Annotated in this window: 21 protein-coding genes and 1 pseudogene; 9 read left to right on the forward strand and 13 right to left on the reverse strand. The window is 30.4% G+C overall.

The window, feature by feature from the left end; genetic code table 11:
* Positions 1 to 12: 12 nt before the first annotated feature.
* Positions 13 to 942: a ribonuclease H1 domain-containing protein gene (locus tag ACWJKP_RS16725; RefSeq protein WP_165411506.1), complete on the reverse strand. Its 930-nt coding sequence runs from the start codon at positions 940 to 942 to the stop codon at positions 13 to 15.
* A gap of 416 nt (positions 943 to 1,358) precedes the next feature.
* On the opposite strand from ACWJKP_RS16725, the gene ACWJKP_RS16730 reads away from it, so the two are divergent.
* Complete coding sequence (locus tag ACWJKP_RS16730) at positions 1,359 to 3,122, forward strand: ATP-dependent metallopeptidase FtsH/Yme1/Tma family protein (protein WP_165411505.1); 1,764 nt, start codon at positions 1,359 to 1,361, stop codon at positions 3,120 to 3,122.
* A gap of 57 nt (positions 3,123 to 3,179) precedes the next feature.
* Here the strand turns inward: ACWJKP_RS16730 and ACWJKP_RS16735 are convergent, their stop codons facing one another.
* From ACWJKP_RS16735 to ACWJKP_RS16755, 5 genes are all read right to left on the reverse strand, one after another.
* Positions 3,180 to 4,184, reverse strand: coding sequence for a rhomboid family intramembrane serine protease (locus ACWJKP_RS16735; RefSeq protein ID WP_187351388.1), 1,005 nt, complete (start codon positions 4,182 to 4,184; stop codon positions 3,180 to 3,182).
* Positions 4,185 to 4,417: 233 nt separating this feature from the next.
* Positions 4,418 to 4,816 carry a DUF6762 family protein gene (locus ACWJKP_RS16740; protein WP_165411504.1) on the reverse strand — a complete coding sequence of 133 codons (399 nt, stop codon included), beginning with the start codon at positions 4,814 to 4,816 and terminating at the stop codon, positions 4,418 to 4,420.
* A gap of 15 nt (positions 4,817 to 4,831) precedes the next feature.
* Positions 4,832 to 5,239, reverse strand: a complete 408-nt coding sequence (locus tag ACWJKP_RS16745; RefSeq protein ID WP_165411503.1) for a Fur family transcriptional regulator — start codon at positions 5,237 to 5,239, stop codon at positions 4,832 to 4,834.
* Between the two features lie 168 nt (positions 5,240 to 5,407).
* Positions 5,408 to 6,868 (reverse strand): aminoacyl-histidine dipeptidase, encoded by a 1,461-nt coding sequence (locus ACWJKP_RS16750; protein WP_165411502.1) that lies wholly within the window; start codon positions 6,866 to 6,868, stop codon positions 5,408 to 5,410.
* 17 nt (positions 6,869 to 6,885) lie between these two features.
* Positions 6,886 to 7,434, reverse strand: a complete 549-nt coding sequence (locus tag ACWJKP_RS16755) for a manganese efflux pump MntP (RefSeq protein WP_165411501.1) — start codon at positions 7,432 to 7,434, stop codon at positions 6,886 to 6,888.
* Between the two features lie 234 nt (positions 7,435 to 7,668).
* On the opposite strand from ACWJKP_RS16755, the gene ACWJKP_RS16760 reads away from it, so the two are divergent.
* A complete protein-coding gene (locus tag ACWJKP_RS16760; protein WP_462961319.1) occupies positions 7,669 to 8,604 on the forward strand; it encodes a magnesium transporter CorA family protein in 936 nt (311 codons plus the stop codon).
* Between the two features lie 421 nt (positions 8,605 to 9,025).
* Here the strand turns inward: ACWJKP_RS16760 and ACWJKP_RS16765 are convergent, their stop codons facing one another.
* From ACWJKP_RS16765 to ACWJKP_RS16780, 4 genes are all read right to left on the reverse strand, one after another.
* On the reverse strand, positions 9,026 to 10,561 hold the full coding sequence (locus tag ACWJKP_RS16765) for a transposase (RefSeq protein ID WP_224578784.1): 1,536 nt from the start codon (positions 10,559 to 10,561) through the stop codon (positions 9,026 to 9,028).
* Positions 10,562 to 11,566: 1,005 nt separating this feature from the next.
* Positions 11,567 to 11,713, reverse strand: coding sequence for a hypothetical protein (locus ACWJKP_RS16770; protein ID WP_462961320.1), 147 nt, complete (start codon positions 11,711 to 11,713; stop codon positions 11,567 to 11,569).
* A 71-nt stretch (positions 11,714 to 11,784) separates the two neighbouring features.
* Positions 11,785 to 12,135, reverse strand: a complete 351-nt coding sequence (locus ACWJKP_RS16775) for a hypothetical protein (protein ID WP_165414970.1) — start codon at positions 12,133 to 12,135, stop codon at positions 11,785 to 11,787.
* A 1,045-nt stretch (positions 12,136 to 13,180) separates the two neighbouring features.
* Complete coding sequence (locus tag ACWJKP_RS16780; protein ID WP_165414971.1) at positions 13,181 to 13,987, reverse strand: nitroreductase family protein; 807 nt, start codon at positions 13,985 to 13,987, stop codon at positions 13,181 to 13,183.
* Between the two features lie 542 nt (positions 13,988 to 14,529).
* Here ACWJKP_RS16780 and ACWJKP_RS16785 point away from each other — a divergent pair.
* The 5 genes from ACWJKP_RS16785 (at position 14,530) to ACWJKP_RS16805 (ending at position 19,900) form a co-directional block, all read left to right on the forward strand.
* Positions 14,530 to 14,871, forward strand: a complete 342-nt coding sequence (locus ACWJKP_RS16785; RefSeq protein ID WP_165414972.1) for a response regulator — start codon at positions 14,530 to 14,532, stop codon at positions 14,869 to 14,871.
* Positions 14,872 to 15,564: 693 nt separating this feature from the next.
* On the forward strand, positions 15,565 to 17,385 hold the full coding sequence (gene ltrA, locus ACWJKP_RS16790; protein ID WP_224578720.1) for a group II intron reverse transcriptase/maturase: 1,821 nt from the start codon (positions 15,565 to 15,567) through the stop codon (positions 17,383 to 17,385).
* A gap of 260 nt (positions 17,386 to 17,645) precedes the next feature.
* Positions 17,646 to 17,870, forward strand: a complete 225-nt coding sequence (locus ACWJKP_RS16795) for a winged helix-turn-helix domain-containing protein (RefSeq protein WP_165413902.1) — start codon at positions 17,646 to 17,648, stop codon at positions 17,868 to 17,870.
* Positions 17,871 to 17,888: 18 nt separating this feature from the next.
* On the forward strand, positions 17,889 to 18,551 hold the full coding sequence (locus tag ACWJKP_RS16800; protein ID WP_462961321.1) for an ATP-binding protein: 663 nt from the start codon (positions 17,889 to 17,891) through the stop codon (positions 18,549 to 18,551).
* Positions 18,552 to 18,613: 62 nt separating this feature from the next.
* Positions 18,614 to 19,900, forward strand: coding sequence for a TolB-like translocation protein (locus tag ACWJKP_RS16805; protein WP_165413904.1), 1,287 nt, complete (start codon positions 18,614 to 18,616; stop codon positions 19,898 to 19,900).
* 230 nt (positions 19,901 to 20,130) lie between these two features.
* Here ACWJKP_RS16805 and ACWJKP_RS16810 read toward each other — a convergent pair whose 3' ends face one another.
* The gene (locus ACWJKP_RS16810; RefSeq protein WP_165413905.1) at positions 20,131 to 20,613 is read right to left on the reverse strand and encodes a DnaB-like helicase C-terminal domain-containing protein; all 483 of its coding nucleotides are present in this window, start codon (positions 20,611 to 20,613) and stop codon (positions 20,131 to 20,133) included.
* A gap of 62 nt (positions 20,614 to 20,675) precedes the next feature.
* On the opposite strand from ACWJKP_RS16810, the pseudogene ACWJKP_RS16815 reads away from it, so the two are divergent.
* A pseudogene (locus tag ACWJKP_RS16815) lies at positions 20,676 to 20,990 on the forward strand (tyrosine-type recombinase/integrase); the annotation flags it as partial.
* Between the two features lie 87 nt (positions 20,991 to 21,077).
* Here the strand turns inward: ACWJKP_RS16815 and ACWJKP_RS16820 are convergent.
* Both ACWJKP_RS16820 and ACWJKP_RS16825 read right to left on the reverse strand, forming a co-directional pair.
* Positions 21,078 to 21,491, reverse strand: a complete 414-nt coding sequence (locus ACWJKP_RS16820) for a hypothetical protein (protein ID WP_165413906.1) — start codon at positions 21,489 to 21,491, stop codon at positions 21,078 to 21,080.
* A 54-nt stretch (positions 21,492 to 21,545) separates the two neighbouring features.
* Positions 21,546 to 24,491 (reverse strand): DEAD/DEAH box helicase, encoded by a 2,946-nt coding sequence (locus tag ACWJKP_RS16825; protein ID WP_165413907.1) that lies wholly within the window; start codon positions 24,489 to 24,491, stop codon positions 21,546 to 21,548.
* A 484-nt stretch (positions 24,492 to 24,975) separates the two neighbouring features.
* On the opposite strand from ACWJKP_RS16825, the gene ACWJKP_RS16830 reads away from it, so the two are divergent.
* Positions 24,976 to 26,100: a 3D domain-containing protein gene (locus ACWJKP_RS16830; RefSeq protein ID WP_165413908.1), complete on the forward strand. Its 1,125-nt coding sequence runs from the start codon at positions 24,976 to 24,978 to the stop codon at positions 26,098 to 26,100.
* The last annotated feature ends 59 nt before the right edge of the window (positions 26,101 to 26,159 follow it).

Below are 26,159 nucleotides of genomic sequence, written 5' to 3' on the forward strand. Positions count from 1 at the left end.
CCCATATTCATATTATATTTGTGTTTTTTTAATTTTATCTAATAAATAAGTAATAAAGTTTGTTTTATCGAAACTACTTAGATTATCTATTACCAAACTTACATCTTCTGGATTTAAGATATATTCACTAAGAATATTGCTAAACCCATCTACCTTAATTTCTTCTTTACTTTTCTCATCATTAGAATTTATAACAATTATGTTCGACTCTCCATTGCTCGCTATTTTTAGAATTTCTTGTTTTACAACGTCACTTGCTACATTTATAATATTTTTAAGTAACCATTTTTCTACAACTTTATCTGATTTTATACCTAACCTTTCTTTGCATTTTTCATCAACAAGCTCATTAAATAAATCTCCCGTGTGACTATCCACCTTAACAAATATAACTTCTATTCCACTACTCATTAATTCTTGCATTTTCTCATAATATTTTTTTGATGATTCTTCTTTTCTATCCCAAAACCCTGTAGCATGGTAACAAATCCCTACATAATCATGAAATATTACTACTTTCTTTTCACCTTTGTTCTGAGCATACTGCACACCTTTTAATGCACCTTCTAGTTCTCCCGCTATTTGTCTTATATTTTTTGCTGTATCGCTTTTCCCTGCACCGCTCTCTATATGTATAACTACATCATTCCGCGTAGCTACCATTCCATAACTATACTCCTCCGTGGCAGAATTGTAGCTACCATCAACATAAATATGAAGGCAATTTTCCGGATAATTATTATCTATTTTTTTTAATACATCTCCTACCCCACTTAAGAACTTTTTAGCTTCATTTATATCCTCAAAACTCTTATATTTAGCACCTTTTACACCTTTTACATATTTTAAGCACTCTGCCCAAGTGCCAACTATTTTATTCACTATTTTTTTATTAGTACTAAAATTAAATCCTTCCTTTATTGCATAAACTTTCTTTCCCATTTTATCTGTTCTCCTTTTTTAAATCTATCCTAGTGTTAAACCTTAAATAAAGTATACAACAAATAATGAATTTATCAATTATAATTTTTACATTATTTACATTTCCAAATTCTATTAGGTTCAATGGACAAGGCCTCATAAAAATATTATAATAGCCATTATAAGTTGATATTTCTTCAATACAATTTTGTATAACATTCAAAATTCACAAACTACTATAACAGATATATTAGTATAACATTTAAATATTAGAAATAAGGAAAAAAATATTAGGCACATTCAAATAAATGTACTATCCCAGTATAGGCCCCTATACCGACTTATTGTTTATTTGAATGTGCCTTACTCGAAAGGATGGTGAATGAGGCGATTCCACGGTTGCTTTAAACAGCATAGTGGTCTCTCGCTTCTATCATATGATTAAACTTAAGAACAAATATATTTTACTTCCTATTATCACCGCAATTTGTTCGTTAGTATTTCTTGTTTTTGTGAGTAATCCCTTTAAACCACCTACAAATAAACAATATACCGATTTTCTTAAAGATGCCTCGCTAAGGACTGTCTCAACTGTATACGTAACAACCGCTCCTAAAATTCAAGTTAAACTTAAAGATGGCACTGTTTATGAAACTGATAATCCAAGAACTAATAATTTCAAAGAAGATTTGTTAAAGAATGGTATAGATGTTTCTGAGCAAACTCTAACAAATCCTGCTGAAATAGCATCAATTGCAGGATTTGTGCTTTCACTTATAGCACTTGGAATTATGTCCTTCAAACATACAAAGATAAAATCTAAAAGTATGTTCTCATCTACGAATCTTGATGTTGCCGCAGTAAAGGATATAGGTTTTAACTTTGATAGTTTAGCAGGTAATGAGGAGGCTAAAGATAGTGTACAGGATGTAGTAGATTTCCTTAAAAGCCCTGAAAAATATTCCGCATATGGTGCAAGAATGCCAAAAGGAGTAATTTTATATGGAGACCCTGGGACTGGTAAAACCTTACTTGCAAAAGCCGTAGCAGGAGAAGCAAACGTTCCATTTTATGCGGTATCCGGTTCTGATTTTGTTCAGATATATGTAGGGGTTGGTGCTGGAAGAATTAGAAGCTTATTTAAGAAAGCAAGAAGTCATGGCAGAGCAGTTATCTTTATTGATGAAATTGATGCTATTGGTAAAAAAAGGGATAACGGACGCGGTGGGGGCTCTGACGAAAAAGATCAGACGCTTAACGCTCTTTTAACGGAGATGTCTGGTTTTAATGAAACAGAGGGCATAATTATAATTGCAGCAACCAACAGGCTTGATATGTTAGATGAAGCTCTACTAAGACCTGGACGTTTTGATAGGCATATCGAAGTTACTTTACCTGATGTATCTGCCAGAGAGAAAATCTTAAAACTTCACCTTAAAAATAAACCTATTAAAGATATAGATTATAGTGAATGGGCACATAAAACTTCATCTTTTTCAGGTGCAAAGCTAGAGAACTTAACTAATGAAGCTGCTATTATTGCATGCAAAGACAATTCTGTGTTTATTGGAAATGAACATTTAGATAAAGCTTATTCAATAATGCTAGCTGGTTATGAAAAAGTTGATAGGGATTATATTAAAGACGAGGATAGAAAAATTACCGCTTTCCATGAAGCAGGACATGCTTTTGTTTCACTTAAGATGTTACCAAAGGATAAAGTCTCTAAAGTAACTATAATTCCAACTACCAAAGGTGCAGGCGGTTATACTTTAAGTATTCCTGAAGACACGCTATACCAGAACAAGGAACATTTAAAGAAAAAAATAATGGTACTTTTAGGTGGTAGGGCTGCTGAAGAAATTATCTTTGGATCAGACCATGTAACCACAGGTGCTTATAATGATTTACAAAGGAGTACACAGCTTGTAACAAATATGATAACAGAATATGGTATGGGTGAATCTTTAGGACTACTTACTATGAACCAATTAAAAGACTCAGGCTTTACGAATCAAGAAGCAGTACTTTCAGAATGTAAAAATTTAATCTCAGAACTATATGAAGATGTTAAAAATATCCTATTAGGTGATAAAGAAACTTTAGAGGCTATGACTGCTTTATTAATTGAGAAGGAAACTATAGATCATGAGGATTTAATTAATATTATCAGAGATAGACATAATAATGGAGTTGCCTAAAATTCTTAAGACCCTCGAAGCTAAATCTTCGGGGGTCTGTTTATTTAAGGGTGACTATTAGATTTCGGCTCTAAAACTAATCAAAAATGATGTAATTATGCCACCAATTAGTCCACCTATATGACCAAAATTATCAATATTTGGTAGAGTAACTCCTATAAATATATTTATAAATATAACCGATAAAATACTTCTTATAAAATCATTTCCAGTTTTACCCTTAGACTTAATTGCGAAAATAAGCACTGCCCCGAGCAGTCCAAAGATTGCACCAGAGGCTCCAATAGAAACACTTGTTGAAAAGATATAACTAAGTATTGATGCACATATTCCAGAAACAAAATAAATAGCAATATACTTTATCTTTCCATAAACCCTCTCAACCATTGCCCCAATGGCATAAAGTGAATACATATTGACGCCTAAATGCACAATTCCGCCATGTAAAAACATACAAGAAATGAGCCTAAAATACTGGCCTCGTGCAATTAGCTCATTAACTTTCGCACCTAGTAAAATTAGAATTTTGATGTCACTATTAAATATGCTACCTTTCGCATAAACATAACTCAAATAAGCTGTAACTATATACATCATTACATTAATAGCTATAATTACCATAGTAACCCAAGGTCTATCTCTTGCACTTATTTTTTCACTATCACTATGTAAATTTGTATTATTCATTACGGAAGCTAAATCTTGAACCACTTGTGAATTTACATTTCCAGAATAATTCACTTTTTTCTCTAAAACATTCACTCTAATTAAGGGTTTTTCTAATAAATTATTTATTGCAATCTCTTTTGAAACTTCTTCCTTATTGAATTCATCGTCAGAAAATAGTATATATATATTGTTTTTGTCCTCTGGAATGTCATATTGTATTAATTGATTCAGGCTAAGCGACATCATAAATATTAACCGATACGACTCTCCACCTATATCTTTGCTCACTGTCCACATATTCGAATTGTTATTCTTACTTATTATTTCCTCTAAAAAATATCCATTTTGCTGAGTAAAACCAGTTATAATGGTTTTTATATTTTTTTCTTTCATATTTTACTCCTACTCAAATTTATATTTTTTATATTATTGACTGCACCGCAATGTTATTGCATTTCAACAAATCTATTTCATAAAATTTAATAGGTTCCCTAGTTTATTTTTCATATAGCACTTACGATTTCATTATTTTAGACATATTTTTCATGGTTATTGATTTTAAATTACTTAGTTTTCCATCTTCTATTGATCATCACCTACTCCAGCATCTTCTACGTATACAATCTCTATTTGTACTCTTCTTCTTTTTCTTTAATTTTAATAAAAACTTCTTTAAGTTCTTGCTTTATTAATTCACAAATCTCGATTAAAGCTTCCCTAACAATCATATGCTCGTCAGAATATTTGAACTTAACTAACCAAGTTGGGTTATACTCATCATCTACTGCTTCAATAGAATAACCTTTAGATCTAAAAATTTCTTCATTAAAACAATCATAAATTGCTGTAAATTGCCACTCTTCCACATCATCATGAGTATCAAACGTCAAGTTGATCAGTTCTCCAGAATAATTTAATTTTATAACAAATTCTGCCCCTTCAGAAGTTTCATAACTTCCAAGCTCTTTAACAAATTGATTAGTTTCTTTATCTACTTCCATTAATACCAATGAAGAAAATTGCATAAATCTCATCCTCTCTTATTTTTTACATTCTTTACATATGCCTTTTAAATAAACATGGCTTTCTGTAAGAGTTATTCCTGTCTTTGCTTTTATTTGTTCTTCTATTTGGGGTATTGGACAATCTATGACCATTTTCTTATGACATAAATCACACTCAATTACATGTTTGTGGGAATTGTTATTTATAGTATAATTATACATATTATTGCCCAAATCAAACTTATTTAAAATCTTTTTACCCTCTAGCAAATCTAGGGTTCTATATACCGTGGACAAATCTATTTTTATATTCTCTTTTTTAAGTAGCGCATATATTAGGTTTGCATTTATAGCATCTTTACTGCAAATTATAATTTCTAATATGCTTTTTCTTGCATTAGTTACTTTAATATTATTCTCTTTTAAATATGAAATTATATTCATCTATATACATCACCTTACTACATTATTATAACAATTATAATATACCTCAATATGGTCATGAATACAAGCAATGCTTATAAAAAGGCTTCTACAAAAGTAGGAGCCTTTTTATAAGTCATTAAAGTAGCTTTATCTACTAAAGTAGCTTTATCTATTTCATGTACCTGATCATTTTATTTCTTTTAATATTGCTACTAAGTAATCCCATGTCCTCTCTGTTGATGAAATACTTAGGTTTTCACTCGGTGTGTGTACATCATACATATTTGGTCCAAAAGATATTTGATCAATATCTCCTTCAAACTTTTCACTAAATAATCCGCACTCGAGGCCTGCATGAATAGCTGCTATTTCAGGCATTTTACCATATAAATCAGTATATGCTTTCTCTAGTATACTCCTTATTTTAGAATCTGGATTGTATTGCCACTCTGGATATTCAGATTCAAATTCAATAGTTGCTCCTGCCATTTCTGCAAGCACTATAGTTTCATCGCATATTGCTTTCTTTAAAGTCTTTACAGAACTTCTTATTGCAGAGTCAAATACTATATTTTCATCACTCGTCGTAAGAATCCCTATATTTGCTGAACTTTGCACTAATCCATCAATCGCCATACTCATACTTTTAACTCCATTTGGAATTAAGAAAAGTATTTGAAGTGCTTTTGTAGCGGTGTCATCTGAAAAAATCTTATTTACTTTATTTTCCAATATTTTAATAGTTAAATCAACATCTGGATCAATAGTATTTAATTCATTTTTCAATGTAGAATTCCACTGTGATATTTTTTCATTAACTATTTTTTTATCATTTTCTCTAAACAATATAATAGCATCAGCATCACGAGGAATTGCGTTATTTTTAGCTCCTCCATTTATAGAGTTTATTTTAAAATCTATAACTGATCTTAAATCCATTAAAAAACGTCCCATAATTTTGTTAGCGTTTCCTCTTTCTTTGTTTATTTCCATTCCAGAATGGCCGCCTCTTAATCCTCTTAGTCTTATTTCACAGCTTATAAAGTTTTTATCTGCTTCTTCCCAAATTATTGGAAGCCTTATTTTTTCACGCACTCCCCCTGCACAACTTACTAAAAGTTTTCCTTCTTCTTCTGAATCTATATTTATTAATATTCTTCCATCTAAATTCTTAGGATCTATTGCCTGAGCTCCGCCCATACCCGTTTCTTCCTCTGTAGTTACTAATAACTCTATTGGTGGATGCGGTATATCATTAGACGCAAGTACTGCAAGACTTAATGCTACTGCGATTCCATCGTCCGCGCCTAGTGTAGTCCCATTTGCCCTTAAAAAATCATCCTCTACAATAAACTCAATAGGGTCTCTTAAAAAATCATGCTTTATCCCTATGTTTTTTTCACAGACCATGTCCATATGACCTTGAAGTATTACCTTTGGAGCATTAGTTCGACCTTCTGTACCAGGCTTTTTAATTATAATGTTTAATGCGGTGTCTTGGATAACTTTCAAATTATGTTCTTTTGCAAAGGTTACTAACCAATCACTTACAGCTTTCTCATTGCCGGAACCTCTTGGGATCTCGTTCATCTCTTTAAAATATTTAAATGCCTTAAATGAATTTAAATCCTTTAATTTGTTTAACATTTATATCATCCTCCCTTTCAAAAAAACATCATTTTTAGACCGAAAATTATTAAGATTATTCCTCCAATGTAGTCTGCATATTTTCCTACAATTTCTATTTTTTTTAGGTATCTAGAAATTACAAAGGCCATTATTGACATTACTAGAGTTATTCCCCCAATGAATAGTGTATTTTTTAATAATATAGCATTTGTTATATTATTTAATACCGTAAATCCTACCACCATTGCATCTATACTTACGGATATCCCTAAAACAAAATACATTTTAGGTTTAAGCAGTGGACACTTCCCTTGATTTTCAAAGCCTTCCTTAATCATAATCACTCCAACGAAAGATATAATCATACCACCAATTATGGTAGGCATTGAAGCTACATATGTATTGAAAAGGAAGCCTGCATAAGCTCCTATATATGATAATAAAAATTGAAATAGTCCAAAAGAAATTGTAAAACCTACCTTATTTATAAATCTAGTTTGATTGTTTAATCCTATACATAAAGCTACTCCAAAAGCATCTAAAGATAATGCTAAAGCAATTGTAAATAATGGGTACATATCCATGAATTTTTACGCCCCCCAATAATACTCCACAATATATTTAGTCTGTTTTCTTTATTATTATTCCATTTTTTTAAATTTATGTGAATAACTTTACATATACTATTATCAATTATTCGAGCTTCCTTGTCAACTGTGGTTTAGTATTCGAATTGCTATGGTTAAAATAATTATGAGTTGTCTATCCTGCCTTTTATAGACTATAATATAAAGGGAATTACACTAGGAGGTGTTGCAATGATTTCAATATATAGTAGTGTAGAAAACAACCAGCTAGCAAAGCTAGAAAATATAGAGCCAGGTTGTTGGATTAACATGATTGATCCATCAGATGAAGAATTAATATTAATTTCAAAAAACACTAATGTTCCTATGGATTTTTTAAGGGCTGCTTTGGATGAAGAAGAAACCTCCCGTATTGACATAGAAGATTGTACATTAATTATATTGGATATTCCCTTTACAGCTATGGATGATAACTCTTTAACCTATGACACTTACCCTATAGCTATGATTCATACTGACAAAGTAATAATTACAGTTTGTTTGATAAACAGTAAAGTATTGTCAGATTTCGCCGAAGGGAAAATCAGCTCCTTTTATACCTTTAAGCGTTCAAGGTTTATGCTACAAATCTTATATAGAATTGCCAACTATTATCTAATATACTTAAGACAAATTGATAAAAAAAGCTACATAGTAGAAAAACAACTTCACAAGAACTTAAGAAATAAAGAACTTATTCAATTATTGGCACTCGAAAAATCTCTTGTGTATTTTTCCACTTCCTTAAAGGGAAATGAAATTACCTTAGAGAAAATGCTTAAATTAGACATTCTTCAAAAATACGAAGAAGATAAAGACGTATTAGATGATGTCATTATTGAAAATAGACAGGCTATAGAGATGTGTACTATTTATAGTAATATTTTAAATGGTACTATGGATGCCTATGCCTCTGTTATATCAAATAAACTTAATATAGTAATGAAATTTCTTGCTGCTATTACTATAGTTATGGCTATACCTAATATGATATCTGGGCTATTTGGAATGAACCTATCTGGAATACCGTTTTCCGCTAATGCTGTGGGTTTTTGGTATGTGGTTGCATTAATTGGACTTATCGTAATATTTGTTATATATTTCTTGAATAAGAAGGACATGTTTTAAACAATTGAAATGGAATATAGCTTGAGTAGCTACATTATAATAATAAAAAAATAATCTTTAATAGGATAAAGCCTCATACTAGATTTATAGTATGAGGCTTTTATAACAAATAAGAATCATATCGTCTTATTTACTCTTTACTTTGTTTCATTAGTTTATTTGTTACTACTCCACTTGAGTTATATATTTACACCTTGTATTTCAACTTATCTATATATATTATAAACAACCATATAATCATTGATATTAAGCCTAGTATAGTCGGAAAACAATAATTAACAATTTCCATATTTAAGTATTAAAAGTGCTTATTTGAATGAAAAGTTATATTTGAATTAATTACGGACATGACAAAAAGACTTTTTTATACACTATTTTAAAAAAGCCGTAGGCTGGTTATTGAATTGAAATTTATTTTAAATTACGCAGCTATATTTTTAAGAGTTGGGAAAATATCGGCAAGGGCTATTAATCTTTCTGATGCCCAAGCATCTATGAAACAGCAAAATGCACCAAGAAATACCCTTGTTATTCTACACCCAACAGAATAAATAATTGCATCTTCAGCATGAAAATTGTTATTTATTCTATCCCAACATCTTTCAGTAGTTGAACGTCTTTTATAAAGAGATTTCCATTGTTTTGAACCTCTTAATATTGGAGTGAAATACCTTGGGTTGTCTAATGTTTTAGTGTAATAAGATTTATTGCTTTTCATAGGACATTTTTCACAGTTTTCACATTGAACTGGGAATAACCATTTATGTCTATATTGTTTACTAATAATTCCCCAATTACGAAGCTGATGTCCACAAACAGTTCCGTGTGGAATAGCATTCTTATCAAGTTTAACAAATTCACTATTTGATGAAGGTTTTGAAGAACGTGAATTTAAATCAATAATAGGATTTATTCCATAATGCATGCATAAAAGATAAAAAGCATTAGCATCATAAGCAGAATCTAAGGCTACAGAATGAAATTTAATTTCAGGATATAAATCCACAAGTTCTTTAAGTGCATAAACGCCAGTAACAGCATCATGGCGTGCCGCGCTAACAAATTTAATATGGATAGGTAGGCTGTAAAAGCTATCACAGGCAGTAAATCCGTGATAGGTATGACCATAGTAATAATGTTCATTAAAGCTATCCCAACCCCAGCTAGCACTGGGGTCGGTAAACTTTCGATAACAGTCACAATGTTCTCCTGGTTTAAGTTTGCAATCACAAACTTTTTTACCGTAAGGCGAAGCCTGTGTTGGCATACAGGTTCCGTCGCCAGCAATATTTAGTTTAGAAGGATCGCCCAAAATACCCATTGATAAAGAAGGAATAACAAATAATTCTTTAAGTATGTTGTTCATTTTGGATTCGCTTCTGTCAAGGAGCTTTGAATTATCATATTTTAAGATTCTTTTAACTAAACGGTCAACTACACCAGACTTGGAGTTATTCATCTTTTGGTTTTTCTTTTGTTTTTTACGTGGTTTACGTTTAATTTTACGCAGTTTGGATTTATTAAGGATCTTATCCTTATGAATCAGCCTATCCATAAAATCATAAAAAGTACCTACACCAGGAATTCGGTCAACATGTATGCCTTCGGCTTTAGAGTCTGAATAGCAAGCGGGTATAAAGCCAGATAAAATTGAATAGAAAGGGTCTGAACGTAATGTTTTTACCCAAGATGATATACTAGTTTCTTTACAATAAGCCATGATAATAAGTGACCTGAGTAATGCTACCGCATCTTTGGGCGGAGCCCCTTGATTAGATTTAGAGTAAGTACTTTCTATTAGAGGGACAATTCCGGTTAGGTCGGTAGACCAGATTTTAGTTATTTGTGAACTACGCTCAAACAAAGTGATTTGTTGATTGGTTTGAATATAGAATTTTTCTAAAAATGTTTCAAGAAAATATTGATATTGAGAATGAGAAACCTTAACAGTTAACATAAAAACACTCCTCGCAAATGAAATAATGTAAAAAAATATACATATTTAATTTTGCGAATTTTTACTAGCTGTCAAGTCTTATTTCACAATGTTTAAGTAAAAAAGATTAAAAGTAATACGAATAGCTTAAATTTTCTAGGTTATTCGTACAATATGAGGCACCACGAATTTTTGAGGTGAAGTTGATTTTTGAGCAAAATGAATCAAGAGTTAGCAGTACCTTAAGAGTTTCCGAGAGTGCACTTAAGCCATCTATGAGGTGTAAAATATTATTTTTGATTAAATATTAACTAATTGTATCTAATTATCTTTTATAGAGCGGTGGCAAAAGGGTGGCATACGATAAATTTGCTACCCTTTTTATAACCCTTATATTTTCTAATCACACCATAAACATTTCTCTATTGTTCAATTATGTTCCTTTAGCTGGTATTCAATAGAATATTCATTACACATTTAACGGTTCCAATTTTGACCTGTACAACCTTCGACCTTCAGATTCGAAAGAAGCAGTTCTTATTAAGTTTAAAATATCGTCAATCCTTTATACCTAGCCATTTTGCTTTTTAACTAAGTTTAAGTAATACCTATTTAATTCAACCTATAAGGGGCAAAATTAATATACTACTTTTGTTTCTATCAATAACTATATATTGACTACCGATTTGCCCTTTATACAACTCTCAATTCAGCATTTATTTTAATATACAAATTTGTTATTGAACTTTGTACAGTATTTGGCTCGATATTTTAAAATGTTTTATTAATTAAAACGCATTCTAATTTATGTTAAATTGCTTCTATCCACTTTTTGAGAACTTGGTAACCTCCCACAGCCACACTCCCCCTATACTTCCCTACATTTATTCACACAAATATCTTCCCTTTTACATTCATGACAACATGGTTTCCTTCTCTTATAATATCCACTTAAACAGTTTTCTTTACACCTCATATCTATTCCTCCTTAAAAATAAAAGTTCATTAATATACTTGAACATGAACTTATGTGTTGTTGTTCATTGATTGTTTAAGTTCTTTATACATTTTATTAATATATGACTCATTTACATTTGGATTTTTAGATTTTATTATTGCAATTATCTCTTCTACATCTTTATTATTCTTTTCTTCAATTTGTTCCTCATTCAATCCGTATCTTATATTGAGAATGAAGTAATTTTTAAATCTTTTTTTCTCCTTTCTTCCGCAATTATATCTTTCTATCGTTCATTACTTTTAGCTTGCTCTTCGTCTGAAGCTCTGATAATGTTTTGTCCGATACCTATAACTCTAAAAATAAATTTGTTATCCTCCAATGAACATAAGCATTTGCTGATTGATGATTTAGTGGCACCTAATATTTTTTCTAAATCATTTAAGTTTGGAAGGTACCTTGGTTCTTCTGATGATAAATGTAAAAGTAATACCGCCTTTAATCTTATATTTAACCCTGAAACATTACTACTATTACCGTTTTTTTCAACAAATGCTCTCTTAAAATAATCCTTTTCTATGACTATTTTGCCATCTGATATGGTTACTAATTGAAATTTTTCTGCACATTTATCCAAAATTACACCTCCTCTTATTCACGAAACATTTTATTAAAATAAGAATAACATATGTTACATTAAACACCAATCCAAAAGTATAAAAAACAAGCCATTTTGGATTCTTTTATAAGATACTAAATAACCTTAATTTAAAATTGTATTAATTATTTATCATCATTCCATTCATCAATAAAAAAAAGCATTAGTTCGATGATTTGCATACTCTAACCAGTGCCTAAATATATTATCATCAAACCCTAAGAATAACCCCTATGATTTAGTTATTAAAGATACCATCAGCTTTCAAATAAACTTCATTTAAATAAGTCATCTTCCATGATAATTGATTTCAAATCTATAAATTTAATAAAATTAATAAATGGGGTTTATCATTATCGCTTTACTTGTGGATCAACAATTTATATAACAAAATCTAAGAATGGAAGAGTATATGGAATATCGGAATAGTCTAGAGCTTAGAGTATATTTTCCGCTAAAAGATGCCTGCACCCCAACATAATTTAAGGATACTTTTATATTTTTAGTTGAAATTTTTTTAATTCCTAGGTTTTCTATATTATGGGGTAGGACTCGCAATTTGTGCAAAAGTACCTTTAAGAAAATTCGACTAACATTTAAGTAAATATATAGTAAATGTAGTTGATTACCTAAAATTCTAATGTAATAAAATACAATAAATATTACATTAGATAATCGACTCTTAACCCTTGATAGTACTCGATTATCAAAGGATTTAAAACTAATTTAAATTAAGTTTATAGTTTTAATGTAATGTTTTAGTCCAAACTCTCACTAAAATATCACATTAATAATTTACTACATAAAATATTAAAAACTTAATGTTTTTATGTAAAATATATCTTGGAATATATTAAAAAACCTTATTTAGCATTTAATTTTACAGTAATTTGAAAATATGTTAATTGTTTTTCATTAACGGTGCTTTTGCACGAAAAGAGAGTACTACCCCGAAGTAACACAATACCAATTGTGTTACTTTCATATTGAGGCTATTAGTAACATAAGCATTTAGCGCATGCTATTAAATCCAAGTAACATCTAATGGGTTACGATCTACCAGTCGCTTATACCCATATTTAGGATAACCAACCATAACTGCGCCTGTTAACACCTTGTTTTTAGGAATATTAAACAATTCTAGTAATGGATAATAATTAGCAAATGCACACATTTCAAAGAGTCCAGCCCAACAGCTACCTAATCCGTGAGTCGTTGCAAACAATTCCAAGTAAGCAAATGAAAAGATTGTATTTTCTCTGCCATTTTTCATTTCTTTTGGAGCCATTGCTAAAATTAAATTTGGAGCATCACGTAATATTTGATCTATTCCAGTTTCCCTATAAGCACGAATATGATAAAGAAAACTCCAGTGCAAAGGATTTTCACCTTGTGATTCCATCCACTCTATGACAATCTCTGTAGCTTTTTTTAGTATTTTTTTATCTTCAACAATTATATATGATATTCCTTGCTGATTACTAGCAGTAGGTGCAAAACGTGCTATATCAACTAATTCAATTAATTGCTCTCTTTGCACTTTCATATCTTTGTAACATCGGATTGATCGTCGAGACCTAAGAAACTGTTTAGCGGTTTCTTTATTAATAACTGGGAATTTTTTTAGAATGGTCTGATTGTTTAAAGGTGTTTTTATATTATCAATTGCACTGTTAGGGCATACAGCAACACATTGACCACAGGCATTACATCCTTGTGGCTCAATTGCTATAGGGCCATTTTCTCCCATACCCAAAACTTTTGATGGGCACACATTCACACAAATTCCACATTTAATACATTTTGATTGATTCACTTTAATTAAGTCCATTGGTTTTCATCCCCATATTATTTATTTTCAATTTCCATAATATACTTTTCATGGTATAATAATATACCGTAGTATTGTTTTTTACAAGTACATACCAATTAGTGCCTTAGTATCTATTTCAAATAAATTATATATGTAAATACTAACGAAAGTAACACAAATGTAATTGTGTTACTTTCACATTGAGGCTATTGAACACTCCTTAAAAATATAATTTCGAATGTAACATATTGTATTGACTTGTTACTTTTAATGTAACATAAAAAAATCCTATAGATAAGAATATAAGAAGTGTTACTATTAGAGAGGACAAGTTTCCTATTTGTATATCCAATGAATTACGGGTTTTAGGAGTAAAACTACTACTCTCAAAAACTCCTACGCTAAAGTTGGATATATTCCATAGGTGAAGTCCATGGAACCAAGGTTGGTTGTTCCAAAATAACTTGGCTTGCTAATGATATTTTTTAGAATATATGAGATATATGTTATAAATTTGTAACAACTGTATTGTATACTTATTGAAGTAAGGGGGCCATGCTATGAATAATAATATACTTATAATTGAGGACGATGAATGTATAAGAGAAATTTTGACATATCCATTTAAAGAAGAAGGGTTTAAAGTTTTTGAAGCTGCAACGGGTATAGAAGGATTAAAAATCTTAAAAAATCAATATATAGAACTAATTATACTGGATTTAATGTTACCTGATATAAGTGGTTTTGAAATATGTAAGAAAGTATCGGTAGAATATAAAATCCCTATAATAATGCTTACGGCAAAAAATGATATTATGGACAAAGTAGTAGGCTTAGAACTTGGAGCAGACGATTATATTACCAAGCGTGCGACACGTTGCAATATTAAAAATATTGCCTAGATAGCAAATCTATCTAAGAACTAATAACTTGAAAAGTCAAATGAGAGGGTAACGCCTCGAAGGGCTTTCTCTGATACTCCGAATAGCATCTTTACTAAGAAGAGTGAAGTTGTTATAAGCTCGGTGAAGTCGGCTGAGAGTACACCCTAATGACTTCGTAAGAAGTTATGGAAAAGCGAACCAGAGGTGGTCGAGTGTATGATAGGTCGGGAGTCCATAAAATACCTATGGTAAGAATGTCTAAATATAAGAGACTGACAAAGTTCCGAATGTAAGGTTCTAAATGATGAGGGGGTAGAAATACTTCAACTACCTAAGTTGTAGTGTCTGTGAGGATGAGTAAGATTGTTTGGTATGAAAATCCTTATACTGTTACAGGCAGTATGTTACAGACAGGACTAGAGGAGCTACCTAAGGGTATATGTAAGGATAAAGTTATTGGAACGTGGTAAGCTGGTAACATGGAGGACTTATTTTCTATGAAGTGGTAGCAAGGAAAGACGATAGTTATAACTTGCTTTAATATCAGTGAAAGTAGTGGCACAGTACCGTTGAAGTTAACGAAAGTTAGTGGAGGGACAGCCACAAGTTAATATTTAAGAAAAGATATATTACGTAAGTCCATTAGGTTCGAGTAAGACTAAGAGAAGCATAAACCTTAAACCAAGAATTTAAAGGAATGAATGCTGACTAATGACAACAAGACAGATGAAGTATAAGAAAAATCAGAAACTAAGAAATAATGAGTATTATAATACTCAAGCAATACAAGATAATTTATATAAGCTTAGTAAAGAGGGAAAAGAATTTAAAAATCTAGTACCACTAATACTGAAAAAAGAGAACATTTTATTAGCCTACAGAAATATTAAAAAGAATAAAGGGAGTAAAACACCAGGAATAAATTCAAACACAATTATAGATATAGCTAAAAAAGACATTGAAACTATAATTGAGTATGTTAGAAACAGATTAGAACAGTTTACACCACATAAAGTAAGGCGAAAAGAAATTCCAAAGCTAGGCGGAGGAATAAGACCTCTAGGTATTCCAACTATAGAAGATAGGCATCTGCAACAATGTATAAAACAAGTATTAGAGCCTATATGCGAAGCAAAGTTCTATACTCACAGTTATGGTTTTAGACCAAATAGAAGTACGAAACACGCCATAGCTAGATGTATGTTTCTTACTAACAGAGCTGGGTTACATTATGCAGTTGATATTGATATAAAGGGTTTCTTTGATAACGTAGACCATAATAAATTATTAAAGCAATTATGGTCACTTGGGATAAAAGATAAAGAACTTCTTAAATTAATATCTAAAATCCTTAAAGCTGAAATAGATGGCATAGGAATTCCTAACAAAGGTACTCCGCAAGGAGGGGTAATTTCACCGTTACTTTCTAATGTGGTATTAAATGAACTAGACTGGTGGATGTGTAATCAATGGGAGTATTTTCAGACCTATTATAGATACTCAGATAATAGCAATAAAATACGTGCATTGAAGAATACCAACTTAAAGGAAATGTATATCGTTAGATACGCAGATGACTTTAAAATTTTCTGTAGAAATGCTAAAACTGCACAAAAGGTATTTGTGGCAGTAAAGCAATGGCTTAAAGAAAGACTTAACCTAGATATTAGTCCTGAAAAATCAAAGGTTGTGAATTTAAGAAAGAACTACTCTGATTTTCTAGGATTTAAATTAAAAGTTAGGGTTAATAGAAACAAAAGAATTGCTAAAACTCATGTTAGTGACAAAGCAAGTGCTAGAATAATAAAAACATTTAAAAAAATGGTTAAAGACATAAGAAAAAACCCCTCTGGCCAAGCAGTAAATAAATTAAATAGTAAAATACTAGGGTGGCATAACTATTACAATGTAGCAACAAATGTTAGCTTAGATTTTAGTGAAATATCTTTCTTAGTTAAAAAGAACCTATATAATGGCACAAGAAGTATACGAGGTAGTCCAAATATAATAAGTAAAGCCTATAAAAAAAATTATAGTAGATATAACTGTAAAACAATAACTATTGCAGGGATAACAATCTTTCCCTTACATGGAGTTAAGCTTAAGTATGCAAAGAATTTTTCACCCAAAACATGCAATTACACTGAAGAAGGTAGAAGTATAATCCATGAAAAGCTGAAAAAAGACCATGGCGAAGCCATTAAGTTCTTGATGGATAACAATGTAATCAATGAAACCCTAGAATATAACGATAATAGAATATCCTTATATATAGGGCAGAATGGGAAATGTGGAGTGTCGGGAGCAACATTAAAGAAAATTAGTATGGTTGCTCATCGTAGAATTCCTAAAAACAAAGGTGGAAAAGACAACTACAATAACTTAACATATGTAAATAGATACGTTCATGAGCTAATTCATGAAGAAAAAGAAGAGGCAATAGAAAGACTTAAAAATAAGATAAAGCTTGATAGCATAGGTTTGGTTAAAATTAATATACTTCGTAAACTTGTTGGAAATTACGTGATATAAATAAGTAATAAATATTGATGGAACGCAGTGTGCGGTGAAAGTCGCAAGCACTGTGTGGAGGAGGGGAAAAGGCGGAGATAACTTCAAAGTCTTACCTATTCCTATCTTTTGACATAAGAGAAGTAGTTGCAAGAGCAAAAGTTAGTATAAGAAGGATAGAACAATTTAAAAACATTAAGGATAAAGAAAATATTATAAAATTAGAAAAAAACATAACAATATTTAAAGATAATTATGAAGTATTTAAGGGAGATAAATTAGTGAATCTTACAGCAAAAGAGTATGAATTGCTATATAAACTTGCAGCGAATAGGGGAAAAGTATTTTCACGCGATAAACTTTTAGAAACTATATGGGGGTTTGATTTTGAAGGTGAAAGCAGAACTGTAGATGTTCATATTCAAAGGTTAAGAAAAAAATTATCTAGTGATAAAAATAACTCTGTTATAAAAACTGTATTTGGAGTAGGGTATAAAATTATGTAGGAAGGGGATATATTTTTCATGAAAATGTCTATAAAGCGTAAATTTATCATTGGTTTTTTAGTTATATTTTATATAGGGTATAACACAATGAGCTTTTTCATGAATAAGCTTATTGTAGAAAACAATAAAGAGATAATAAGTAAGGAATTAGTAACCTTTGAAAAGGATTTGAACACATATTTAAGACAGTATTTTGAATTGAAAAATAAGGATATGTATTCTAATAATTTTAATAATTCTAGCAATGGTATAGCTTCAGATTTGTCTATAAAGGTTGGAAATAGAATAATGATTTACTCATACGAAGGAAAATTTTTAGTTGATTCTGCAAATGCAAATGGAAAAGTACTAAATTATGAAGATAGTGATAATAAAAATAATTATAGTGATGAAGATTTAAAACTATCTATTAATAACAAGTCTGCATTTACAATAGTACCCGTTAAAGATAAAGGACAAGGAATACCTTCTAATAAGTTAGAAATGATATTTGAACCTTTTTATAGGGTGAATAAACAAACTTCAAGAGAAGCAGGAAGTTCTGGATTAGGACTATCTATAGTAAAAAAAATTATAGATAAACATAATGGAAGTATAAAAATAATTAGTGAAGAGAGAAAAGGCACTGGAGTACATATAGTAATTCCTCTAAAAGTTTACGACATTGTAACATCGTGTTAACTCAATGATACAACTTTTGTTTATAATTAACTTATAAAATTTAAATTTAGGAGGAAGAAATTATGGGACAAGGAAATAAGAATTGGAAAGTAGGGGCCGTAGTTGCAGGGATATTAGTGTTAGGGGCAGTGAGTGTAGTATATTCATACTCCAAGCCCTTAATGGCAAGTAATAATTCTGTAGTGCTGCCTTATAACAAAATAAAGGCAATCGCTCCAGATGAATATAAGCCACTTCAATTAGTAAAGAGTGAAAAAACAGATAGAATAGAAGGACTTAATAATATGATAGGCCTGGTAGGAGATAACCAAGCTATTGTTCAAATAGGACTCAGTAGAAAGGATATAGAGGAGAAAATTAAAAAGATTGATAATGAAAATACAAATGAAGAAGAAGAACTTAAATTTAGTAAGGAGGTTAGAGGAGGCACCTATAAGCTTAACTTATCTACTTTTGAAAAATCACCTTCAAATTTAGAAGATGGGGCTACGATTTCTCCCGATAAAACAAAGTATCTATATGACACAAAGGAAAAGGGTGAAAGCTGTTATTATATAGTCGATATAAAAAGCAATTCCAAGAAGAAAATTAATGTGAAAGGCAATATGCTGGGAGAATGGTCTATAAATAGTAAATATATAGTAGGATTAACATTTGCTAAAAGCCCATCAATAGTTGTATATGACGTGGAGAATGACAAATTGAAAGAATTTAAAGAGGGTAATCAGAGAATAAATCAATTAGCAGGTGTTTATAGTAATAATGGAAAAGATGTTTACTTTGTAGGGACTGCTAAAACAAAAAACAATGAAAAAACAATTATAACAGAAGGCATTTATAAGATAACTACAGATGATGGGAAAGTGCAACCTGTGATGGTTTTACCATCTGCTGAAGCAAAGACACAAAAAAACCGTATAGTTAACTATGGTTTTGCTGTTATTAATGAAGGACAAAAAATAGTTTTTGAAGGAAACATAAATGGGGAAGATGGCTTATTTATTTATGATGTAAATAGTAAAAAAACAAATAAATTCGCACAATCAATAGGAAGCCATATTGTACCATTTTGGATTTCGCCGGATGAAAACAAAATTGTTTATGCAACATATAGTGGTGAAGATTATAAAGGAGTATGGAGTATATATGCAGCAAAGTTTAATGGAAACGAAATAGTTAATAAGATTTTATTGCTTAAAAATATAAATTATTTTAATGGACTTAACCATAATGGAGTATTTTGGAATAATGATAGCAATAAAGTTACAATTTTTGAATCTAAAATTTTAAATTTAGATGGTAGGATCTTTGCTGAAAATGGAAGTATTCATAGCATATATTTAAAATAGAAAAAAGTAATCCTATTTAGAATGGTTATCAAAGACTGCATTAAATGATAATGCTTTTGTTGATTCTCTCAAAATGAGTTAGTTAAATTATTTGAAATATATAAACAAGTCTCAAAAACGTTCGTTTTTGAGACTTATTTGGTTTTAAGTGAATTTTAATAAAAGGGCATCAAAACTGTATCAAATCTTATCTCAGAATCATAGTATTAATACTTGACCACTAAGTTAAGTTATGAGACTATATTTTTAAATGCCATTTTTTCAGCTTCCTTTTGGATCACACTAAAGTCAGTATCTTTTATTAATCCTTTGCTTAAATCTTGTGGGTTTATGCATGTCCTGGGTGCTAACATTCTTATTCCTAATTTACCTTTAGGCATTTCAATTTCAAATATTAAGCCTTTTTTCCCAGGAGGTAGTTTGTTTAACATTTCCATACTCAGTGCAGTTTTGCCCATACTAGGCCTTACAGCTATAATACGTAAATCTCCTTTTACAAAACCATTTATAGCATTATCAAGAGGCTTATATCCTGTAGTCGTTCCTAGTAGTTGTCCCCCATTTTTATATCCATTATCAATTAAATCTATTGATTGAGTCATTAGTTCTTCTAAGTTTACTGTTTTTTCTTCGTACATATCGCTTGCGCTAAACATCTTAGTTTCTAAGGTAGCAATTACGTCTCTTATGTCTATATTTTCTCCATACACCATGTTTAGATCATCTTGACACGCCTTTATTAGTTCTCGTTTAATACTTAAGTTCTTAACTGTTTTTATATTATGGTGAATTTTATACTAAAAATGATTTTGTATGTACTCAAGAAAATGGTGGACTTGTCTCAAATAATAGTTTAATATATATATCTCGTGTAGTTAATTATGAGTTAGGAATTAAATATAATTTTCATTCTTTAAGACATACTCATGCCACCATTCTTTTAGAAGGTGGCGCTGTTCCAAAAGATATTCAAGAAAGACTTGAACATAGCAAAATAGGCACCACTATGGATACTTATTCTCATGTAACCTTAAAAATGAAAAATGATACTGTAAATATTCTTGAAAATATATTTGCCACCCAAAAATAATTAAGGGTGGCAAAGGGGTGGCATATAGACCAAATCAAAAGATTGGTTACTTGTAAAACCTAGTTATTTCAACGTTAGTCTGCAATTTTACTCCACTTGAGTTATAAGTTTCCTCATAATATCCTTTAATTTTAATTCTGTAGTATCCTCTGATGCTATAATTATAACTAACTTTATCCCATCATCTGATTTATCCCATTTATAAGCTTTAATGTCCATAATAGCACCGTCAGGAACGTATTCCTCAATGTCCATTGCAATTTCTTCTGCCAGTGATAAGTATTCATCAAACAATTCATCTTCTGTTAATTCATTTAAATTAAATTCACCTTCCATTAGGTCATTTAATGTATTTATTTCTACACTTAAATTAAAAGCTAATATATCATTTCTCTTTGAACCTTTACTCATGTCTTTAACTACTTTAAATTCTGTATTTTTTTCAATTATATCTTTTATATCCTTGCTATCTACAATTTTATTATTAAACTCTACGTACATTTTTATATCTCCTTTTGGTGCTATCTTTAGTGCGTGGCACCCTCACTCTAAACCCTAAAATCTAAAAATCTCCAGAAGTTCTTTCTTTGTAAGTTTCCCTAGAATATCACTACTCGTAAGTTCCCCTGTAATTACACTATCTATTAAATGTTTTTTGTTTTCTTGGAGTAGAATGATTTTTTCTTCTATAGTCCCCTTAGTAACTAACTTAATCACTTCTACTACATTTTTTTGGCCAATTCTATGAGCTCTATCTGTTGCTTGATTCTCTACTGCTGGATTCCACCAAGGGTCAAAATGAACAACTAAATTTGCAGAGGTTAAGTTAAGACCTGTTCCCCCTGCCTTTAGTGAAATTAAAAAAACTAATGATTCACAACTGTTATTAAATTCATCTACCAGTTTAATTCTATCTTTTGCTTTTGTTTTTCCATCTAAATAAAGGTACCGAATTCCCTTTTCATTTAAATTCGCTCCTATATTTTCAAGTACCGACGTAAATTGAGAAAATAATAACATTTTCCCGTCTGTTTCCATATGCTTTTCTATAAGCTCAGTTGCAATTTTCAGCTTTCCACTTCCACCTTTGTATTCATCTAATACAAGTGAAGGATCTAAACAAATTTGTCGCAACTTAGTTAAACAAGAAAAAATATCTATTTTACCATCACCGTTATTTTTCATTTTATCCCTGACAACTTTAGTATAAGATTTATATACAGCCTTTTGAACTGATGTCATCTCAACTATAAATTTCTTTTCTATTTTATCTGGTAGTTCTTTCAATACTTCTTTTTTTGTTCTCCTTAAGAGAAAAGGTTTAATTAGCAATTTAAGTTCTTCTAAATCACCTTCTTTATTAATTATAAATTTTGATTCGAAAATTTCTTTAGAGTATAAATAACCTGGCATTATAAAATCGAAAATAGACCAAAGTTCTGTTAAATTATTTTCAATAGGAGTGCCTGTTAATGCGAATCTTACCTTAGCTTTAACTTCTTTAATAACCTTTGTATTTTGTGCTAAATGATTTTTTATGTTTTGGGCTTCATCTATAATACAATAATCAAAACTAATATCCTCATATAACTCTATATCCGTTCTTAAAGTTCCATAGGTTGTTAGTATTATATCATAATCCTCTAAACTATGAATCAATTTAAGCCGCCGGCTTTTTTCGCCATGTACAATAGCTACATTTAGACTAGGTGAAAATTTTTCTAGTTCAGCCTTCCAATTATAAATAAGGGAAGTTGGACTAATAATAATAGATTTTTTATTCTCTTCTGATAATATAAAGGCTATTGTTTGAATTGTTTTACCAAGTCCCATTTCATCGGCTAATATCCCTCCAAATCCTAACCGACTTAGACTTTTAAGCCATTTAAAACCATCTATTTGATATTCACGAAGTGTGGCTTTTAAGTTCATTGGCACCCTTATATCCATATTATTTATATCCAATAAAGCGTTTTCTATATCATTTAACACTTCAGTACCTTTTACAAACTGAATACCCTTGTTTTTAATTTTTTCATTTAAATATAATGCCTTACCTTTATCCATATGTATTAATCCATTTTCTATTTTTTTATTAATATTAAATACTTCTATTAAATCAAAGAAATTTTTAACTCCCGCATCTTTAAAATCTAAAAAGTTATTATTCTCAGTTTTATAAAACCTTCTTTTTTGCTTAAATGAAGAGAGTACACTATTTAATTCTTTATTTTTGATATCATGTATCCCATAGGAAAAATCATAGTAGCCATCCTTTTCTTTAATTTCTGCTTCAATAGCCGTGAAATCATATATTTCCCTGTCTTTAATCCCTTTTCCAAATGTAACATTGCCAAGAGAATGTAGATTCTCGTCGCTCTTACTTAATATATCAAACAGCTGCTCATCTGAGCCTATAAAAAGTAGCTTCTCATTTCTTTTTATAAACCTATACTTTTCTAGTTGCATAAGTATTTTGTCTTCTTTTTTATAATTACGTGTAATTATATTTTTACTTTTATCTTTCTTTAATATATTTATTTTATCATTACCGTAAATCACTTCTATATCACAATAAATATCACTGTCTATCTCATATATGTGAAACTCAGGTTTTATGAAATTTGCCGCAAAATCTCTTATCTCTTCACTAATATTAATATTATTTGAAATACTACTTAAAAATGAGATAATTTTGTTATAGTTTTCTATTCCGGCGTGGTACAGAATTTCACCATTTGTTTTTAACTTTTCACATAGCGCAACGTATTTTCGAACTTGATTTTTTGATGGTATATAAAGTTTCCAATTAAATAAATACACATCATTTTTATCATTTAATGATACTGGAAACTGCCTATGAGTTGTTAAAACAAAATATTCGTTTCTAATCTTTAATGTAAAGTTTAGTGGTAAATCTTTTAGCACTATTGGAGCTTCAAACTCAAAACTATCATAGTTTAGCTTAATTTTCTTATGGTTAGTCCCAGTTAAAAAAGTTCTCAAGTCCTTAGGCTCTATCTTTATTTTTTCCTTACCTATTGCATATTGCGCTTCATAATAGGTCGGGCCTTTTGAAACCTTACGAACTAACTTTATAATACTTTCGCTTCCCTGATTATTTGAATTATCTTCTTTTAACTTTTCCGTTTTTTCATTTTTCTCACAATTTTTTTTTGCAGTTATGCTAAAAAAACTATATGCTGTAGCCGTTAAATGGCTACACATAAATAAATAGCCCATATTCGATGCTTCTTTGAAATCCTCACAAGTACATTTTATACCATCCAATTTTTTCTTTAATAAATCTATTTTAATATGCGTGTTTAACTCACTCCATTGAGTATCACTCTTGACGCGACCATAAATATGATATATATTTTCTATTTTCTTGCCTTTAATCTTAATAACTAATCCACTATTAAACGCATTTTCTCCCTCACTTCTCATAAGCTCTGAAGATGATTTAAATACTATATTCTCAAGCTCTTTTAATTTCATAAATGCTCCTCACTAATTGTTTATATCACTTATTGTCATATTTTTCAAGAAAATTTTGAGGTACCTCGAAGAATAATATTTCTTTTGATTCATAAATATATAAAAAGCACCTTTTGATATCCTTACCATATTCACAAGTGCTTGCACAGTTACCTTGCAAATACTGAATTTTTTAGATATCGTTCTGAGGCCTTGTATAATTTTGTTCAAATATTTATAGTCATATTATAGCATGGTGCCGCTCACGCTACAAATGAGTTGCTTGCACTCTACAACCTACTTGCAACAAAAAATAGTTGCCTCCCACAAATAAACGTGCTACAATATTGTTGAAATATTCTATCGTTCCATATATTGGTACAGATACATGACTCCCCTACTTCTCATGCATCTTTTGAGAGTGATTTTAACTATAATATGTTTAAGATTACTGTATTTTGGGCATCTGACACCAGTACTTAATCATCAAAAAAAATAGACTAGAATGATTAGTATTATTTTTTGTAGATGCTTTGTACTGAATTTTATAATAGGAGATGATATTCTGCTTAAATTTATGAAAGATAAGCGAACAAAAATTGTGATTGGATCTATTCTTATCACCATACTTGCAACTTTAACTGTTTTCATGAGCTTTATCAGAAAAAATATTACAGTGGTTGTAGATGGCAAACCTACTAAATTAGTAACTTACCAAAAAACTTTTGACAGCGCCTTAGAAAAAGCTGGTATAAATATAGCAGTAAAAGATAGGATTGACAAATCTTTAAATTCAAAAATAACTACCAATGATGTTATAACTATAGATCGCGCTGTAAATATTAAAGTCTTAGTAGACAATAAAGAGCTTAACATAAAGTCTGCTGAAAAAGATATCGCCCTAATGTTAACTACAGAAAAAATCGTTTTAAGCCCTACTGATAAGATTTCACCATCAGTAAAAACGAAGTTATCTAAAGGTATGGATGTTACCATAACTAGAGTTAAAATAGAAACACTAAAACAGACAAAACCCATTGATTTTAAAACTGTTATTAAAAAGGATAGCGATACATTAAAATCTCAAAGTAAGGTTGTCCAAAACGGAACAAAAGGCGAAAAAAGTATTACTTTAACTGTAACTTATGAGAATGGGAAAGAAGTAACTAGAAAAGTTGTTACAGAAGCTGTAGTTAAAGAACCTCAGAGTAAAATTATAGCTCAAGGCACTTTGTCACCCATAACCCCTTCAAGAGGAGAATCTTTAAAAAGTTCTGTGAATCCTCAAAATGGTTCAGCTCCTTCAAGGGCTGCTAATTTAAAAGCTACTGCATCTTCTGGTAGGTCTTTTAGTGTAAAGGCCACTGCCTATTCGACAGATTCTCCAGGTAATACTTATACTGCCTCTGGAAGAAAGACTGAGCGAAATCCAAATGGCTATAGTACAATAGCTGTAGACCCTAATGTCATTCCTTTAGGAACAAAATTATATGTTGAAGGTTATGGCAATGCAATTGCTGCGGACACTGGTTCTGCAATAAAAGGTAACTTTATAGATGTATTTTTCAACACCCCTGAAGAAGTTAATAACTGGGGCGTTAAATACTTAAACGTACAAATACTAGATTAATTATTTTGTAAATGCCTCATATGCGATTAATGAATAATAAACCAAAATCAGGGACAGTT

It is taken from the genome of Clostridium sp. CM037, assembly GCF_055081095.1.

Bases quoted from the DNA above. Each gene is read 5' to 3' on its own strand.
- ACWJKP_RS16805 (WP_165413904.1), top strand. From the start codon at position 18,614: ATGGGACAAGGAAATAAGAATTGGAAAGTAGGGGCCGTAGTTGCAGGG.
- ACWJKP_RS16825 (WP_165413907.1), bottom strand. From the start codon at position 24,491: ATGAAATTAAAAGAGCTTGAGAATATAGTATTTAAATCATCTTCAGAG.
- ACWJKP_RS16785 (WP_165414972.1), top strand. From the start codon at position 14,530: ATGAATAATAATATACTTATAATTGAGGACGATGAATGTATAAGAGAA.
- ACWJKP_RS16830 (WP_165413908.1), top strand. From the start codon at position 24,976: ATGATTAGTATTATTTTTTGTAGATGCTTTGTACTGAATTTTATAATA.
- ACWJKP_RS16730 (WP_165411505.1), top strand. From the start codon at position 1,359: ATGATTAAACTTAAGAACAAATATATTTTACTTCCTATTATCACCGCA.
- ACWJKP_RS16740 (WP_165411504.1), bottom strand. From the start codon at position 4,816: ATGCAATTTTCTTCATTGGTATTAATGGAAGTAGATAAAGAAACTAAT.
- ACWJKP_RS16745 (WP_165411503.1), bottom strand. From the start codon at position 5,239: ATGAATATAATTTCATATTTAAAAGAGAATAATATTAAAGTAACTAAT.
- ACWJKP_RS16780 (WP_165414971.1), bottom strand. From the start codon at position 13,987: ATGGACTTAATTAAAGTGAATCAATCAAAATGTATTAAATGTGGAATT.
- ACWJKP_RS16820 (WP_165413906.1), bottom strand. From the start codon at position 21,491: ATGTACGTAGAGTTTAATAATAAAATTGTAGATAGCAAGGATATAAAA.
- ACWJKP_RS16725 (WP_165411506.1), bottom strand. From the start codon at position 942: ATGGGAAAGAAAGTTTATGCAATAAAGGAAGGATTTAATTTTAGTACT.
- ACWJKP_RS16765 (WP_224578784.1), bottom strand. From the start codon at position 10,561: ATGTTAACTGTTAAGGTTTCTCATTCTCAATATCAATATTTTCTTGAA.
- ACWJKP_RS16735 (WP_187351388.1), bottom strand. From the start codon at position 4,184: ATGAAAGAAAAAAATATAAAAACCATTATAACTGGTTTTACTCAGCAA.
- ltrA (WP_224578720.1), top strand. From the start codon at position 15,565: ATGACAACAAGACAGATGAAGTATAAGAAAAATCAGAAACTAAGAAAT.
- ACWJKP_RS16760 (WP_462961319.1), top strand. From the start codon at position 7,669: ATGATTTCAATATATAGTAGTGTAGAAAACAACCAGCTAGCAAAGCTA.
- ACWJKP_RS16810 (WP_165413905.1), bottom strand. From the start codon at position 20,613: ATGGTGTATGGAGAAAATATAGACATAAGAGACGTAATTGCTACCTTA.
- ACWJKP_RS16755 (WP_165411501.1), bottom strand. From the start codon at position 7,434: ATGGATATGTACCCATTATTTACAATTGCTTTAGCATTATCTTTAGAT.
- ACWJKP_RS16750 (WP_165411502.1), bottom strand. From the start codon at position 6,868: ATGTTAAACAAATTAAAGGATTTAAATTCATTTAAGGCATTTAAATAT.
- ACWJKP_RS16800 (WP_462961321.1), top strand. From the start codon at position 17,889: ATGAAAATGTCTATAAAGCGTAAATTTATCATTGGTTTTTTAGTTATA.